The sequence below is a fragment of the Apolloniradiicaulis salifontis genome (assembly GCF_053756655.1).
This window is the reverse complement of the sequence record NZ_CM132387.1, coordinates 431,119-445,373: the sequence shown is the minus strand read 5'-3', so window position 1 is coordinate 445,373 and position 14,255 is coordinate 431,119. Positions and strand designations below refer to the sequence as shown.

The 14,255-nt window shown below is 66.8% G+C and carries 16 protein-coding genes; 11 read left to right on the top strand and 5 right to left on the bottom strand.

Features of this window, described 5'->3' with window-relative positions; all coding sequences use genetic code 11:
• The first annotated feature begins 117 nt into the window (after positions 1-117).
• Positions 118-438 carry a DUF2061 domain-containing protein gene (locus tag ACWCOP_RS02050; protein WP_478249559.1) on the top strand — a complete coding sequence of 107 codons (321 nt, stop codon included), beginning with the start codon at positions 118-120 and terminating at the stop codon, positions 436-438.
• Here the strand turns inward: ACWCOP_RS02050 and ACWCOP_RS02045 are convergent.
• From ACWCOP_RS02045 to ACWCOP_RS02035, 3 genes are all read right to left on the bottom strand, one after another.
• Positions 360-767 carry a thermonuclease family protein gene (locus ACWCOP_RS02045; protein ID WP_478249558.1) on the bottom strand — a complete coding sequence of 136 codons (408 nt, stop codon included), beginning with the start codon at positions 765-767 and terminating at the stop codon, positions 360-362. The two genes, ACWCOP_RS02050 and ACWCOP_RS02045, sit on opposite strands and share 79 nt — an antisense overlap.
• A 209-nt stretch (positions 768-976) precedes the next feature.
• Complete coding sequence (locus ACWCOP_RS02040; protein ID WP_478249557.1) at positions 977-1,441, bottom strand: hypothetical protein; 465 nt, start codon at positions 1,439-1,441, stop codon at positions 977-979.
• A gap of 109 nt (positions 1,442-1,550) precedes the next feature.
• Positions 1,551-1,757 carry a DUF1674 domain-containing protein gene (locus tag ACWCOP_RS02035; protein WP_478249556.1) on the bottom strand — a complete coding sequence of 69 codons (207 nt, stop codon included), beginning with the start codon at positions 1,755-1,757 and terminating at the stop codon, positions 1,551-1,553.
• An 86-nt stretch (positions 1,758-1,843) separates the two neighbouring features.
• On the opposite strand from ACWCOP_RS02035, the gene htpX reads away from it, so the two are divergent.
• The 3 genes from htpX to ACWCOP_RS02020 all read left to right on the top strand — a co-directional run bounded on the left by htpX (position 1,844) and on the right by ACWCOP_RS02020 (position 4,646).
• Positions 1,844-2,773 (top strand): zinc metalloprotease HtpX, encoded by a 930-nt coding sequence (htpX, locus tag ACWCOP_RS02030; protein ID WP_478249555.1) that lies wholly within the window; start codon positions 1,844-1,846, stop codon positions 2,771-2,773.
• An 80-nt stretch (positions 2,774-2,853) separates the two neighbouring features.
• Entirely contained in the window at positions 2,854-3,189 is a 336-nt protein-coding gene (locus ACWCOP_RS02025) for a hypothetical protein (RefSeq protein WP_478249554.1), read from the top strand.
• Entirely contained in the window at positions 3,186-4,646 is a 1,461-nt protein-coding gene (locus tag ACWCOP_RS02020; RefSeq protein ID WP_478249553.1) for a methyl-accepting chemotaxis protein, read from the top strand. The genes ACWCOP_RS02025 and ACWCOP_RS02020 overlap by 4 nt, the downstream gene beginning before the upstream one ends.
• Before the next feature lie 122 nt (positions 4,647-4,768).
• Here the strand turns inward: ACWCOP_RS02020 and thpR are convergent, their stop codons facing one another.
• Positions 4,769-5,317 carry an RNA 2',3'-cyclic phosphodiesterase gene (gene thpR, locus ACWCOP_RS02015; protein ID WP_478249552.1) on the bottom strand — a complete coding sequence of 183 codons (549 nt, stop codon included), beginning with the start codon at positions 5,315-5,317 and terminating at the stop codon, positions 4,769-4,771.
• Positions 5,318-5,518: 201 nt separating this feature from the next.
• Here thpR and ACWCOP_RS02010 point away from each other — a divergent pair, with 201 nt between their 5' ends.
• Positions 5,519-6,280, top strand: coding sequence for a Bax inhibitor-1/YccA family protein (locus tag ACWCOP_RS02010; RefSeq protein ID WP_478249551.1), 762 nt, complete (start codon positions 5,519-5,521; stop codon positions 6,278-6,280).
• Between the two features lie 109 nt (positions 6,281-6,389).
• Here the strand turns inward: ACWCOP_RS02010 and ACWCOP_RS02005 are convergent, their stop codons facing one another.
• Positions 6,390-6,737, bottom strand: a complete 348-nt coding sequence (locus ACWCOP_RS02005; RefSeq protein ID WP_478249550.1) for a DUF2794 domain-containing protein — start codon at positions 6,735-6,737, stop codon at positions 6,390-6,392.
• Between the two features lie 374 nt (positions 6,738-7,111).
• On the opposite strand from ACWCOP_RS02005, the gene ACWCOP_RS02000 reads away from it, so the two are divergent.
• The 6 genes from ACWCOP_RS02000 to ACWCOP_RS01975 all read left to right on the top strand — a co-directional run bounded on the left by ACWCOP_RS02000 (position 7,112) and on the right by ACWCOP_RS01975 (position 14,236).
• Positions 7,112-7,867, top strand: coding sequence for an ABC transporter ATP-binding protein (locus ACWCOP_RS02000; RefSeq protein ID WP_478249549.1), 756 nt, complete (start codon positions 7,112-7,114; stop codon positions 7,865-7,867).
• Positions 7,864-8,604 (top strand): ABC transporter permease, encoded by a 741-nt coding sequence (locus ACWCOP_RS01995; RefSeq protein WP_478249548.1) that lies wholly within the window; start codon positions 7,864-7,866, stop codon positions 8,602-8,604. Before ACWCOP_RS02000 ends, ACWCOP_RS01995 begins: the two co-directional genes overlap by 4 nt.
• Positions 8,601-10,448 (top strand): Gldg family protein, encoded by a 1,848-nt coding sequence (locus ACWCOP_RS01990; protein WP_478249547.1) that lies wholly within the window; start codon positions 8,601-8,603, stop codon positions 10,446-10,448. The genes ACWCOP_RS01995 and ACWCOP_RS01990 overlap by 4 nt, the downstream gene beginning before the upstream one ends.
• Positions 10,445-11,500 (top strand): DUF4340 domain-containing protein, encoded by a 1,056-nt coding sequence (locus ACWCOP_RS01985; RefSeq protein WP_478249546.1) that lies wholly within the window; start codon positions 10,445-10,447, stop codon positions 11,498-11,500. The genes ACWCOP_RS01990 and ACWCOP_RS01985 overlap by 4 nt, the downstream gene beginning before the upstream one ends.
• A 77-nt stretch (positions 11,501-11,577) precedes the next feature.
• Positions 11,578-12,621 carry a glycerophosphodiester phosphodiesterase family protein gene (locus tag ACWCOP_RS01980; RefSeq protein WP_478249545.1) on the top strand — a complete coding sequence of 348 codons (1,044 nt, stop codon included), beginning with the start codon at positions 11,578-11,580 and terminating at the stop codon, positions 12,619-12,621.
• 88 nt (positions 12,622-12,709) lie between these two features.
• Positions 12,710-14,236 (top strand): flavin-containing monooxygenase, encoded by a 1,527-nt coding sequence (locus ACWCOP_RS01975; RefSeq protein WP_478249544.1) that lies wholly within the window; start codon positions 12,710-12,712, stop codon positions 14,234-14,236.
• The last annotated feature ends 19 nt before the right edge of the window (positions 14,237-14,255 follow it).

The following is a 14,255-nucleotide window of genomic DNA, read 5'->3' as shown; positions in this document are numbered from 1 at the left end:
TCCAACCCGGCTTTTCTCGATAGCGTCCATCAAGATAATTCATGGCCTCAATCGCCTTACGCTCTTGCATGGCTCCTTCATGAGAACGATTATCATGTGCATGAAAGAGAGGCGGACATGTCGGCTTTACTGGCCCTGATACGCACCACAGCCACCCACAACCACGGCCCGGCGTCGCGCTCTGCGCGCAAGACGGCGAGCTATGCGCTGATGCATCTGATCGTGGCCATGGCGGTGGTCTATGCGCTCACCCGCGACTGGCGCGCGGCCCTGGCCATCGGTCTGGTGGAGCCTTTGGTGCAGACCCTCGCCTACACCTTGCATGAGCGCGCCTGGGCGAAAGCCGGGCGCGAGCCCGCTCAGCGCGAGGCTGGACCGGCGGGCGCTGCGGGTGCTGTCGGCCCGGCCGGCGCGCACCAGGGCGCCGCCGCACCATAGGGCGTGGCGAGGCCCGCGCTCAGCAAATCTTCAGAGAGGTCCGCCCCGTCCGCGCGGCGGATCCGGGCGATCACACGGCCTGCAAAACTGCCCAGATCAATCTCTTCCAGCGAAATGGACGCACCCTCCAGCCAGGACCGCGTAAACGCACTCGCCTGCGCCGCGAGCGCCCGTTCGGCCTCGCAGTCCGGCCCCCGCGCCTCCGGCGTGTCGACCCCGGCCAGACGCACGCGCGTCTCCACATAATGGCCCGGCCAGATGTGAGCGCGCACCGCCACCGTGTCACCGTCCACCACGCGCACCGTCTCCGCCGGCACCGGACCGGGCAAGGGCTGTGCAGCCAGAGCATGTGCCGGAAAAAAAGCACACGCCAATAGGGCGCAAATTCTTTTCATCGCGCCTTTTATAGGAAGATTTTCCGTAAATGGGAAGGCGCGACCCGAGCGAACCTGTGGATTTCACGCGCCCGCACTGCCGCGCTGAGGCGGCGGCGTTACGGGAGCGGCTTGACGTCCCTGGTGAGCGTGCGGCGCTGCGCTTACTCGCGGGCGAGACCGCGGCGTGCGGCTTCGCGGGCGGCCGAGGGCGGCGTATGGCCCGGGCCGATCACGATGAGCCGGCGGCTGACGGCGTAGACCGCCGGATCGCGTCCGACGCCGCCGGCGTCGCCGGTCTGGAAGAAGGCGGGACCCAGGCGCACAGGATCACCTGCGCGCGCACCCGCGCTCTGAGGGCCGTGATGACTGACGGCGTGGGTGCTTTGGCTGACCACGCGGGCCGCGTCATGGGCTTGGTGAAACCCGCTGCGGTGTTGCACGTATCGCTCTGAACCAAACCGCGGCGCGCAAGGGTGCGCGCTTGAGTGGGCCGGCGCGCGCCGTGCGTCCTGAGCGCCATGACCTGACCCCGCCTGCGCCGAGGCGACATAGGCGGACGCGACCGGCGCGCCCGGCGCGGCGGCGCAGGGGCTGGCGGCGAGAAGAAGGGCGGCGATCACACTCATCAAGAAAGATTAACACGGCGAGGATCGCGGCGGGAGCCCTACCTCTGGCCCGGCCTGTGGCGGGCGGCGCGGCGCAGGCCTTCGGGCGCGGTCCCGGCCCGGCCGCAGCCTAGAAATCGTAGGTGATCCCTTTCTTCTCCCAATCGCCGTAGCGGGTGGGTTCAGGGCCTTTGGGGCCGCCCAGCTCTCTCTCGCGTTCGGCGGCGTCGCGCGCGGCCTTGCGGCGCGCCTCCGCCTCTGCGAGGGCGCGTCTGGCGTTGTCGCTTAAAGGCTTTTGCGCCCCGGCGGGGCTTTCAGCGGGTTTCGCATCGCTCATCGCTTGCGGGTCCTTTTGCTTGCACCCACATATCTAGGCGGTCCGCGCGGGGCGGCCAAGATTTGACTGCGGAGAGACCTCTTCCCATGACCGGCAATGGATTGCGCGTTTTCATGCTGCTGGCCGCCCTCACCGCCCTGTTCATGGGCGTGGGCTTTCTAGTGGGCGGCGCCGGCGGCGCGGCGCTCGCCCTTATCGTCGCAGCGGGGATGAACGTCTTCGCGTACTGGAACTCCGACAAGATGGTCCTGCGCATGCACGGCGCGCGCGAGGTCACGCCGGACGAGCGCGATCCGCGGCTCTTTCAGTACGCCAAAGACGTCGCGGACATGGCCCACGCCAACGCCATGCCGGCGCCGCGCATCTATGTCATCGACAACCCCCAGCCCAACGCCTTCGCAACCGGGCGCGACCCGAACAACGCCGCGGTCGCCGCCACCACGGGCCTGCTGACCCAGCTCACCCGGCAAGAAGTGATGGGCGTGATGGCCCATGAGCTGGCTCACGTGCGCTCTCGCGACACGTTGACCATGACGGTCACGGCCACCTTCGCCGGCGCCATCGGCTTCCTCGCCAATTTCGCGCTGTTCTTTGGTGCGCGCGAGCGCGGCGGTCTGATCACCGGCATCCTCATCGCCATCTTCGCCCCCATGGCCGCCGCCCTTGTGCAAATGGCGATTTCGCGCTCGCGCGAATACGAGGCCGACCGGATCGGCGCGGAGATTTGCGGCAATCCCCACTGGCTCGCCTCGGCGCTGGAAAAGATCGAGCGCAGCGCCCGCCGCACCCCCAATGAAAGCGCCGAGCGCAATCCAGCCAGCGCCCACATGTTCATCATCAACCCGCTGAACGGGCGCAGCGGCGACAATCTGTTCTCCACCCACCCCGGCACCGCCAACCGCATCGCGCGCCTGCGCGAGATGGCGGGCGGCGCCCCTGCTTCCCAGGGCCCATGGGGCGGAGACGCGAGTGGCGGTGCGCCTTCTCCACGCGATTTTGGTGGTCCCTGGGGTTGATTCGCTGAATGCGCACAGCTGCAACGCCGTATTAACGGTATTCACGCGATAACTTCTGGGTTGCTTCCTGGAGCCGCCCGATGTTGCGTCATACGCCGCTAATCTGCCTTGTCGCCGCCACATCCCTGAGCGCCGCGCTTCCGCTGGCCGGGGCGGTTGCGGTTGCGCCTGAAACCGGCCAGGCGGCCGTGTTGTTCGATCCGCGCCTGACACACGCGGATCTGGTCCGGGCCGCTGCCGGGGCCGGAGCAGGAATCGTACGCTTCGGCGCGGCGCCGGGCTCCGTCATCGTCAGCCTTCCAGAAAACGGCGGACCGGCGGCCCTGCGCGCAGCAGGAGCCTGGCTCATCGCCGATCCGGTCATTCTGGGCGGATGCGCGCCGAACACCGAATTTTCAACCGAGGACGCCCCATGAACCGACTTGACGCCGTACGCGGCGACGCCCAACGCATCCTTCTCGCAGGCCTTGTGATCGGCGCCGTTATCTATCTGGCCGCCTCGCTCATCGTGGCGCCGGACAAGACGGTGTTTGGGACCGCAATGCTGGTCGCCGCGGCGGGGCTTGTCTTCGTCAGCTGGCGCACCGCGCCCCAGGAAGCCACCACGCGCATGGTGTTCGGCGCGGCGATGATGGCGTTTCCCGCAGCCCTCACCTTCATGATGAGCGGCAAGGCCTGGCAGATCGACATGCACATGACCTTCTTCGCCGCGCTGGCGGCGGTGACGGTGTTGTGCGACCGCAAGGCGCTGCTGGCGGCGGCGGGAACTGCGGCTGTCCATCACCTGGCGCTGAACTTCATCCTTCCCGCTGCGGTGTTTCCCGGCGGCGGCGATCTCGGGCGCGTGATTTTCCACGCCGTGGTCGTGGTGATCCAGACCGGGCTTCTGCTCTGGCTGTCGGGCACGATCTCCAAGGCGCTCACCGACGCCGACCAGGCGCTCACCGACGCCGGTCAGGCGCGCAACCAGGCCGAAGCCCTGGCCCAGACCGACCGCGAGAAAGAAGCGGCCACCCAGAAATCGCGCGCCCGCGTCGCCGAGCTCGCCTTGGCGTTTGAGAAGCAAGTGGGCGGGGTGCTCGCAGAGCTGGAGCGCTCCGCCTCTGAAATGGCGGAACTGTCCGGCGAACTGAAAGCCGACGCCAGCGATACGCGCGGCAGCGCCGATCAGGTCGCCGGCCGCAGCGAAGAAACCGGGCGCAATGTCCAGGCCGTGGCCTCGGCCGCGTCCGAGCTGGCCGCCTCGATCCAGGAAGTCACGCGCACCCTGACCCAGGCCGACGAGATATCCGGCCGGGCCGAGAGCGAGGCCGACCGAGCCGGTGAATCCATGGCGCGCCTGAACGCGGCGGCGCGCGAGATCGAGGAGATCGCCGATCTGGTGACCTCCATCGCGGCGCAGACCAATCTCTTGGCCCTGAACGCCACCATCGAGGCGGCGCGGGCCGGCGAAGCGGGCAAGGGCTTTGCGGTCGTCGCCAGCGAAGTGAAGGAGCTCGCCGACCAGACCGGAAAGGCCACTGAGGAGATTCGCAGCAAGATCGACGCCATGCGCCGCGCTGCGGAACAGGCCGGCGAGGGGCTCAAGCAAATTGGCGGCACGATCGGCGAAGTGCGCACCGCCAGCGGTGACGCACGCGGCGCCTTCAGCCAGCAAGCCGCCGCCACCGATGAAATCGCCAAGCTCGCCTCTGAAGCCGCCACAGCCACCTCCCAGGTTAGCGAGGAAGTCTCCAAAGTGTCCGGCGCGGCAGCGCGCGCCGACGCCGCCGCAGCGCGGTTCGAGGACGCCGCTGCGGGCCTGGCCGATTCCGCCGAACGTCTCTCCGCCGAGCTCGCGAAATTCCGCGCCGATCTGGGCGCCGCCGCCTAGAGCGATTTCGGTCGATTCTGATCGACCAAAATCGCTCTAACTCTCTGACTTATCACCTTTTCGAACCGGGAAACCGGTACCCACTTTCGCTGAAAAAGCTCTAGCCTCCCTGCCGGGGCCCGTCAGCCCAGCGGGTAGTCGGCTTCGGCCTCATAGGCGTTGGGCTTGCCGGCCTTGCGGGTGTGGCTTGAATAAAGGTGGAAGCGGTCGGCGGTGAAGACGCTGGATCGAAACAGCGCATTCCGCTGCTCAAAGCGCTGCACACGCACCGGATCCACCCCGCCGCTTAAATACGCCAAGGTGAGATGGGGCAGAAAGACCCGGCGCTCCATCTCCAAGCCGGCGCGCAGGCCCGCCTTGCGGCAGCGCCGCGCAAGATCGGCGAGCTCCGGCCCCGCCTCCACGCCCAGCCACAGGGCGCTGGGCTGTTTCTTGCCGAAATGGCCGGCGCCGGACAGGCGCAACTGGAATCGCGGGCAGGAAATCGCGGCCAGCTCGAAATCGAGCTCCTCGATCACCGGCTCGTCCAGCTCGCCGAAGAAGGCCAAAGTCACATGCAAATTCTCCAGCGGACGCCAGTTGGCGAACGGAACCTGCGCGTCCATGAGCTCGGCGGCCTCGTCGGCGACGATCTCCGGCAGCGGCAGCGCGGCGAAAACACGTAACGACATGATCCACTTACACACATGCGGCGGGCCGTTTCGTCAAGCGTGCAGCCGTCTGAGCGTTCAAATCCTTAACTCTAGAAGGGGTTCTCGCGCATTATCCCATCCGGTTTCGCTTGAAATCGCAGTGCACAACTCTGATATTAGAAGCAGCCGTGTGATCGCCCTCAAAAGTTTCGCACGAGAGCTTTATGGAAGAAGGACGCGATGAACCAGTATAACCGCACCACTTATGACGCCGGCGCGCTCGACACGTCTCGCGACGAGGGTCTGCGCAGCTTCATGCTGGGGGTCTACAACAAGATGGGCCTAGGCCTGCTGCTGTCGGCGGCGCTGGCCTATATCGTCGGCACGGTGACCCCCGTCACCGAACTCGTCTTCGGCACCCCGCTCGTCTACGTCGTCCAGTTCGGCCCGATCGCGCTTCTGTTCGGGTCCATGTTCTTCATGAAGAACCCCTCGCCCATCGGCGCGGCGGTGCTTTACTGGGCCGTGGTCTCGCTCATCGGCGCGGGTCTCGGCGTGTGGGTCTACATGGCCACGACCGGCGCGGAGACGCAGGCCCTCACCGGAAACCTGTCGGTCACCTTCGGCACGATCGCCCAGGCCTTCGTGATCACGTCTGCGGCGTTCTTCGGCCTGTCGCTTTACGGCTACACGACGAAGACGAACCTGCAGCCGCTGCGCAGCTTCCTGTTCATGGGCATTATCGGCGTCTTCCTGATCTCGATGATCAACATCTTCTTCGTCGAGAGCTCTGGCCTTCAGTGGCTCATCCAGTTCGCCATTCTCGGCCTCATGGCCGGCGTGGTCGCCTGGCAAACTCAGGCGCTGAAGCTCATGTATGTGGAGATCGCCGGCGACGAGCGCTCGAAAGCGGTGATGACCTATTACGGGGCGCTGAACCTCTATATCGCCTTCGTGAACATGTTCCAGATCATCCTCATGATGCTGGGCAATCGCGAATAGCGCTGCGTAAACAGGCCTGACTCAAGACGCCCCGGACTTTCGTCCGGGGCGTTTTTTGTTTCTCCGGGCGGTTTCGCAAAGGCGCCACTGGGCGCCCTGCGAGAGGGCGCTATTGCAGCCCGCCCCAGGTCAGGCGTTTGAGCTGGCTGTCGAAGACCTTGAGCACCTGGTCCAGCTCCTGGCCGCGCTTCAGGATCGCGCCGCCGGCGGCGACCACCTTGTAGGCGCCCTGCTTTCGGGCCTCGGACGGGGTCTTCACGATGCGGTAGACGGGAAACTCCGCCGCGTGGCGGAAAATCGAGAACTCGGCGCGGCCCTTCAGCCCGTCAATGGCGTAGTCGCGCCATTCCCCGCCGGCGACCATCATGCCGTAGACACGCAGAATCGCATTGAGCTCGGCGCGCTGAAACATCACGCTGTTTGCGTCGAAGGCGGCGTTGGCGGCGCTACGGGACATCGCGCTCCTTTCGGCGGGCGGGGTCAGACTAACCTTTTCGCAGCGTTACCGAAAGTTCACGCGCCGCCACGAACACGCCTTATTTTGGTCCTTGGAGCGCCCCACGCCAACTGCATTTTTCAGGGGTCGGTCGATGCGGATCAAGCCTGCGGATCTGGATTCACAGCCCCCCAGCCCCCCCGGATCTGGCGGGTCGTATCGATCGGCACTTCCCCTCTTCAGCCTCCAGCAGCACGTTCGACGTGCTCACAGCCGCAGGAGCGTGCTGTGTGTTCAGGCTTTGGTGACGGCCCTCAGTCATGCTGGTGGCGAAGCGGTGCGCCATGCGCTATCGCTAACGCCGTCGCACCCTCGCGCCACGAACAGGACCGCCCATGATCCTCGCCGATCGCCTGGTCAAACGCTTCGCCGGCCGCACCGCGGTCAATCAGGTGAGCTTTGAGGTGAAGGCGGGCGAGGTGCTAGGCTTCCTCGGCCCCAACGGGGCGGGCAAGACCACCACCATGCGCATGATCGCCGGCTGCCTCGAGCCCGATGAGGGCCGGGCCCTGGTCAATGGCTGCGACAGCGCGCTTCAACGGCGCGCGGCGCAGGAACAGCTGGGTTATCTGCCCGAAGGCGCGCCGGCCTATCCGGCCATGACGCCGCGCGGCTTTGTGCGCTTCGGCCTGCGCGCGCGCGGATTTTCCGGGTCGGCGCTGAATGACGCGGCGGAGATCGCGCTGCGCCTGGCCAATCTGGGCCCGGCTGCAGACAAGCCCATCGGCGCGCTCTCCAAGGGATACAAGCGCCGCGCCGCCCTGGCCGCCGCCATCGCCCACGATCCGCCGGTGCTGATCCTGGACGAGCCCACCGACGGGCTTGATCCCAATCAGAAGGACGGCGTGCGCGCCCTCATCACGCAGATGGCGGCCACGAAGGCGATCATCATCTCCACCCATCTGCTGGACGAGGTGGACGCCATCTGCACGCGCGCCGTGGTGATCGCGGGCGGCGAAGTCCTCGCCGACGACACGCCCAAAGGCCTCGCAGAGCTTGGATCGGACGCCACCATCGCCTCGGCCTTCCGCGCCTTGACGCAGGCCAAGGGCGAAACGCTGGGCCGCGCCCGGGGAGGACGCGCGGCGTGAACGGATTGATTGCGGTGTTTCGCCGCGAGCTGGCGGCCTATTTCGAGACCCCCCTCGCCTGGGTCTTTCTAACCGTTTTCGCTTTGGCCGCGCCCAGCTTTGCCTGGCGGGTGGGAAATCTGTTCGAGACCGGGCGGGCCGATCTGGCGCCGCTGTTTGATTTCATGCCCTGGCTTTTGCTGGTTCTGATGCCGGCGCTGGCCATGCGCGCCTGGGCCGAGGAGCGCGACCGCGGCACGCTGGAGACGCTGCTCTCCGCGCCGATCCCGCTCTGGGCCGCGGCGCTGGGCAAGTTCCTCGCCGCCTGGGTGGTGGCAGGGCTCGCCATTGCGCTCACCTTCCCCATGTGGATCGCCATTAATTATCTGGGCGAGCCCGACAACGCCGCCACCGCCACCGCCTATATGGGCGCGTTCCTTCTGGCCGGCGGCTATCTGGCGCTGGGGCAGGCGCTGTCGGCGGCCACGTCCAACCAGGTGATCGCCTTCGTGCTGGGCGGGGCGGCGTGCTTTCTGATCACCGTAGCCGGATTGCCCTTCGTGCTCGACGCCCTGTCGGCGCGCCTTCCCGGCGCGGCGGCTGAAGCGCTGGCCGAGCTCTCCGCGCTCGCCCGGTTTGAAAGCCTTCGCCGCGGCGTGGTGAGCGTTTCCGACGTGGTCTATTTTCTCAGCCTGATCGGGCTGGGCCTCGGGATCGCCATGACTCTGATCGATAGCCGGCGCGGGGGCGGACGATGAACGGGCCGCGCTTCCTGCTGGTCATGATCGCCAGCCTGATCGTGGGCTTCGCCGGCCTGAACCTGTTCGCCGGCGCGGCGCTGAACGGTCTGCGTCTCGATCTCACCGAGCGGGGCCTCTACCAGCTCTCGCCGGGCACGCGCGAGGTTCTGGCGCGCATCGACGAGCCGGTGGAGCTGACCTTCTATTACTCGCGCACCGAAGCGGCGCGCTATCCCGCCATCCGCGCCTATGGCGCCAGGGTGCGCGAGATGCTGCGCACGATTTCCGCGCGGTCCGGCGGCCGGGTGCGTCTGGAAGAGATCGATCCCGACCCGTTTTCAGAGGCTGAAGATGCGGCCATCGCGGCGGGCCTCGAGCCGATTCCCACCGAGGACGGCGGTCAGATCTTCTTCGGACTCACCGGGCGAAACGCCGTGGATGACCAGCGCGTCATCGCATTTTTCGATCCGGTGGAGGAAGCGCGCCTGGAATACGAGATCGTGCGCACCCTGGCCGAGCTGGAGCGCGCCCGGATCCCGAAAATCGCCGTGATCTCCGATCTTCCATTTGCGCCGGACCGGGACGGAAACAGCGCGAACCGCATCATCAACGAGCTCTCCGCCGCCTTCGAGGTGGACTGGCTTGAGGACGATTTTGAAGCGATCCCGGACGACTCCGACGCGCTGTTTCTTCTGCACCCGGCGCCCTTGAGCGAGGGACAGAGCTATCTGGTGGACCAGTTCGCCATGACCCGAGGGCGTGTGCTCGCCCTGGTGGATCCCATGGCCCATGTGGCGCTGAAGGCCGGCCCCGACGGGCTGCCGCCGGTGAACGCCAACCGCGCCTCCACCCTGGGCCGCCTGTTCGCCAGCTGGGGCGTCGCCTATGACGTGAACACCACGGCCATGGACGCGCGTAACGGCCTGCCGGTGCAGATCGTGGAGGGCGGGCGCACGCGCATGCGCGCCTATCCTTTGTGGTTCACCGTCACGCCGGCCCAGATGAACGCCGACCTTCCCGCCGTCGCCGCCCTGTCGCGCGGCGTCAATCTGGGCTCGCCCGGCGTGCTGGAGGGGCTGCCCGGCTTTGAAGACAGGTTCACGCCGGTAATGACCACCAGCGAGGCGGCCGCGCGCCTGGACTCAGACCGCGCCGCCGCCAGCCCGGCGCCGGAGGAGCTCATGCGCCAGCTTGATCCAGCCTCCGATGCGCCGCTCACCCTGGCCGCGCGCATCACCGGCCCGTTCGCCACCGCCTTCGCTGACGGCCCGCCGGCCGGCGACATCAATCTAGATCCCGGCGCCCATGTGGAGACGTCGAGCCCCGATGCGGAGATCATTGTGATCGCCGACGCAGATCTTCTGGACCCCGCCTTCTATCTTCGCAGCGATCCGTCCATGGGCGAGCAGGTGGTCGCTGATAATCCGGCGCTGATCCTCAATCTCGCCGACCGGCTGGCCGGCGATCCGGCGCTGGTCTCTCTGCGCTCTCGAGCGGGCTCGCAGCGTCCCATGCTGCGCGTTGAGGCGCTGCGCGCCAACGCCGAGGCCCGGTATCTCGCGCTTCAGGACGAGCTTCAATCAGAGTTGAGCGACGCCGAAGCGCGCCTGGATGATCTGACCCGTCAAGGCCGCGCGAGCGCGCTGGGTGGTGCAGGCGCAGCCGACAGCGCCGAGGCGGAAGCCTTGCGGACACAAATCATCCGGTCCCGCGAACAACTGCGCGAGATCGAGCGGGGCTTTCGTGTGGAGATCGACGCGCTGGAGCGGGCGTTGATGATCTGGACCGTGTGGCTCCCGCCCTTGCTTGTGATCTTCTGCGCCACACTCTTCACCCTGGTTCGCACAAGGCGGCGCCCATGAGAAGCGGTCCCGCCCAACGCCGCCGCAAGCAGGCGATCGCCGCGCTGGCCGGCGCTCTGGCGCTCTTCGCGCTTGGCGCCGCCGCGGTCTGGCGCGATGCGGCGCTCGGCGCACGCCCGGACGTCTCCGGACCCGTGGCGCCGGGCTGGAGCGAGGCCGCCGCCGGCGCCGCAACGATCGAGATCATCACTGGCGAGGGTCAGTTTCTCATGGTGCGCGACGGCGAAAGCTGGGTGATGCCCTCACGCGGTGATTACGCTGTGCGCCCCGAACGCATCGCAGAGCTCGACGAAGCGCTGTCGGGTCTCGCCTATCAGCGCGCCATGACCCGAGATCCTGAGAAGTTCGCGCGCCTGGGCCTGGCCGATCCTCTGGAGGGCGGAAACGGCGTGCGTCTGACGATCCTTAACGCCGCCGACGAACCGCTCGTGCGACTGATCGTGGGTGAAACACGCGATCAGGGCGGCGTGTATCTGCGCGAGCCGGACGGCGCGCGCGCCTTCGCCGCATCAGGCGGCCTGCCCGAGCTGGGCGATCCCGGCCGCTGGCTGGGCCTTGAGTTCTGGGATCTTGATCCCTCCGCCGTCGCCCGCGCCCGCGTTCGCCCGGAGACCGGACCAGCCTATTTTGTCCTGCGCCCCGGAATCGCGCAGCGCAATTTTGACCTGATGGAGCCGGCCGACTGGCGGCTGGTGACCGGCGGAGCCGCAAACGGCGTCGCCGTGGCCGGCGCGCGCCTGCGCTTTCGTGATGTAAGACCCGCCGGCGCCCTGGAGGGCGCCTTCGTGGCCCGCCATTCCGGCGTGACGTTTTCTGGAATTGCTTACCAGTTCGACTTCATCGCCGAGGGCGAGGAGCGCTGGGCCGTGATCGAGGTTGAAACCCGCGCCGATGACGCCGCCGAAAGGGTCGAGCGCCTGTCCGCGCTCACCCAGGGCTGGGCCTTCAAGGTGTCCGATGACGCCTATGAACGCCTGACCCGGGCGCTGCCGGAACTGGCCGAACGCGCCGGCGCGCCGGAAACGCCCGACCCGGACGGCGGGGCCGGCTGAGCTGTCATCAAAGCTTCGCGCACGAGGCGAGCGGTTGCGCTAATCTTGCTGCACATGCGTTGTCACGGAGCGAGTTCATGCGCCTGCCCTTCATCTCCGCCCGGTCTCCCTCTTTGCTCTGGCGCGCCGCTTTGGCTCTCGCCGCGATCAGCCTTGGCGCCTGCGCCGCAGAAGACGCCGGGCGAGAGCCCGCCCTGGCGGCGGCGTCCTGGTCGACCTTGTCCGGCCAGGCGCCGCTTGTGATCGCCCATCGCGGCGCCTCCGGCGAGCGCCCCGAACACAGCGAAGCGGCCTACAAGCTGGCGCTGGAGCAGGGCGCCGACGTGCTGGAGCCCGATCTTCAGATGAGCGCGGACGGCGTGCTGATCGTGCGCCACGACCCCTATCTCTCCACCTCCACCGACATCGCCGACCGGCCTGAATTCGCCGACCGCAAGGCGAGCCGCTTCGGCCGCGAGGATTGGTGGGTGTCGGACTTCACCGCGCAGGAGCTGCAAAGCCTCAACACGCGCCAGGTCTTTGACGACCGCTCCGACGCGTTCGACGACCAGCACGCCGTGCTGACATTTGAAGACTTTCTCGACTTTCTCTCCGGGGAGCAGATCCTGTGCGATTGCATCATCGCCATGGAGCCTGAGATCAAGAGCCCGGCCGAGTACGCGGCGATCGGCCTTGATCCGCTACCCGTCCTTCTGGCCATACTTGAAGAGCGCGGCCTCAACCAGGCGGACGCGCCGGTGGTGATCCAGTCCTTCGACCCGACCTTCCTGCAGCGCCTGCGCACCCGGACGCCTCTGCCCCTGGCCATGCTCTACGCCGGTCCGGCCGAGGACGGATTTGACGCCGATGGCCTGACCCTCGCCGAGATCGCAGAATTCGCCGACGGGGTCGGCGCGTTCAAGGGCGTGCTGATCAATCCCGACGGCGGCAGCACCGGCTATGTCGAGGCGGCCCATGCGTTGGGCCTTGAGGTGCATACCTGGACCGTGCGTGATGACCGCGACCCCATCACCGGCGACACGGTGGAGGCCGAGCTCGCCGCGCTCTACCGACTGGGCGTGGACGCCGTCTTCACCGACCATCCCGCCACCGCCGTAGCGGTGCGCGACAGCCTGCGATAAGCCCTGCCGGCCATCCCTTGCAATCGCAAGTGAACGATGTTCACATATTCTTCGAGCCGGCGGTTGACCGGCGCGGAGGAGACCGGACATGGGCGTTCAACCCCTCACCGCCGATGAGCCGCAAGCGATTGATGTTCTGATCGTCGGCGCGGGCCTATCCGGCGTCGGCGCGGCCTGGCACCTGCAGGACAAGAGCCCGGCGCGCAGCTATAAAATCCTTGAAGCCCGCGCCGATCTGGGCGGCACCTGGGATCTGTTTCGCTATCCCGGCATCCGCTCCGACAGCGACATGTACACGTTCGGCTATAATTTCCGTCCCTGGACCGACGGCAAGGTTTTCGCCGACGGGCCCAGCATCCGGAACTATATTCGCGACACAGCGCGCGAGGCGGGCATCAACCGCAACATCCAGTTCAACACCCGCGTCCTCTCCGCCAGCTGGGACACGCAGGAAGCTCGCTGGACGATAAAGGCCGACCATGACGGGGTGACCGAGACCTACAAGGCGCGCTTCGTGATCATGTGTTCGGGCTATTACCGCTATGAAAGCGGTTATATGCCCGATTTTCCGGGGCGTGAGGATTTCACCGGCGACGTGATCCATCCCCAGCTCTGGAAAGAAGATCAGGACTACGCCGGCAAGCGGGTGGTGGTGATCGGATCAGGCGCTACGGCGATCACGCTGGCGCCCGCCATGGCGAAGAAGGCCGCCCATGTCACCATGCTGCAGCGCTCGCCCAGCTATATCGCCGCGCGGCCTTCACGGGACGCCGTCGCCGATTTTTTACGCAAAGCGCTGCCGGGCCGGCTCGCCTACACGCTGACGCGCGCCAAGAACATCCTCTTGACGATCTTCTTCTTCAATCTGGCGCGCCGTGCGCCGAACTTTGTGAAGAAGGGCGTGATCAAGCAGATCCGCGAAACGCTGGGCGAAGACTTCCCCGTCGAGAAACATTTCTCGCCCTCCTATAATCCCTGGGATCAGCGCTTCTGCCTTTCGCCGGAGGGCGATTTTTTCGAGGTTCTGAAGAGCGGCGAGGCGAGCATCGTCACCGACCATATCGAGCGTTTCACCAGGACCGGCATCCAGCTGAAATCCGGCGAGCATCTGGACGCCGACCTGATCATCCCCGCCACGGGCCTCTCCCTGCAGGTGGGCGGCGCGGTGGATATCAGCGTGGACGGGCGGCCCTTCAACGCTCCTGATCACGTAACTTATCGCGGCATGATGCTGTCGGACGTCCCCAACATGGCGCTCGCCTTCGGTTACACCAACGCCAGCTGGACGCTGAAGATCGATCTGACCTGCGAGCGGGTGTGCCGCATGCTCAATCACATGGCCATAACCGGCGCCGATTACGCCGTGCCCGAGGCGCCGGCGGACCTTGAAACCCTGCCGCTTCTGGACTTTTCCTCCGGCTATGTGCAACGCGCCATCGCCGATCTGCCGCGCCAGGGTGCAACCACGCCGTGGCGGACCTATCAGAACTATATCAAGGACATGGTGACCATCCGCTACGGCGCGCTGGAGGATGGCCATATCCGCTTCGGGCAGGCCGGCGACCGCTCGCGGCTCGGCCCGGTGGACGCGGTGGAGGCCCAGGCGGCGGAGTAGCTGCGCGGCTGAACAGCGC

Coding starts and splice junctions, on each gene's coding strand:
- ACWCOP_RS02035 (WP_478249556.1), bottom strand. CDS start 1,757: ATGAGCGATGCGAAACCCGCTGAAAGCCCCGCCGGGGCGCAAAAGCCT.
- ACWCOP_RS02040 (WP_478249557.1), bottom strand. CDS start 1,441: ATGAGTGTGATCGCCGCCCTTCTTCTCGCCGCCAGCCCCTGCGCCGCC.
- thpR (WP_478249552.1), bottom strand. CDS start 5,317: ATGTCGTTACGTGTTTTCGCCGCGCTGCCGCTGCCGGAGATCGTCGCC.
- ACWCOP_RS02020 (WP_478249553.1), top strand. CDS start 3,186: ATGAACCGACTTGACGCCGTACGCGGCGACGCCCAACGCATCCTTCTC.
- ACWCOP_RS02050 (WP_478249559.1), top strand. CDS start 118: ATGTCGGCTTTACTGGCCCTGATACGCACCACAGCCACCCACAACCAC.
- htpX (WP_478249555.1), top strand. CDS start 1,844: ATGACCGGCAATGGATTGCGCGTTTTCATGCTGCTGGCCGCCCTCACC.
- ACWCOP_RS02005 (WP_478249550.1), bottom strand. CDS start 6,737: ATGTCCCGTAGCGCCGCCAACGCCGCCTTCGACGCAAACAGCGTGATG.
- ACWCOP_RS01990 (WP_478249547.1), top strand. CDS start 8,601: ATGAACGGGCCGCGCTTCCTGCTGGTCATGATCGCCAGCCTGATCGTG.
- ACWCOP_RS02000 (WP_478249549.1), top strand. CDS start 7,112: ATGATCCTCGCCGATCGCCTGGTCAAACGCTTCGCCGGCCGCACCGCG.
- ACWCOP_RS02025 (WP_478249554.1), top strand. CDS start 2,854: ATGTTGCGTCATACGCCGCTAATCTGCCTTGTCGCCGCCACATCCCTG.
- ACWCOP_RS01980 (WP_478249545.1), top strand. CDS start 11,578: ATGCGCCTGCCCTTCATCTCCGCCCGGTCTCCCTCTTTGCTCTGGCGC.
- ACWCOP_RS01975 (WP_478249544.1), top strand. CDS start 12,710: ATGGGCGTTCAACCCCTCACCGCCGATGAGCCGCAAGCGATTGATGTT.
- ACWCOP_RS01985 (WP_478249546.1), top strand. CDS start 10,445: ATGAGAAGCGGTCCCGCCCAACGCCGCCGCAAGCAGGCGATCGCCGCG.
- ACWCOP_RS02010 (WP_478249551.1), top strand. CDS start 5,519: ATGAACCAGTATAACCGCACCACTTATGACGCCGGCGCGCTCGACACG.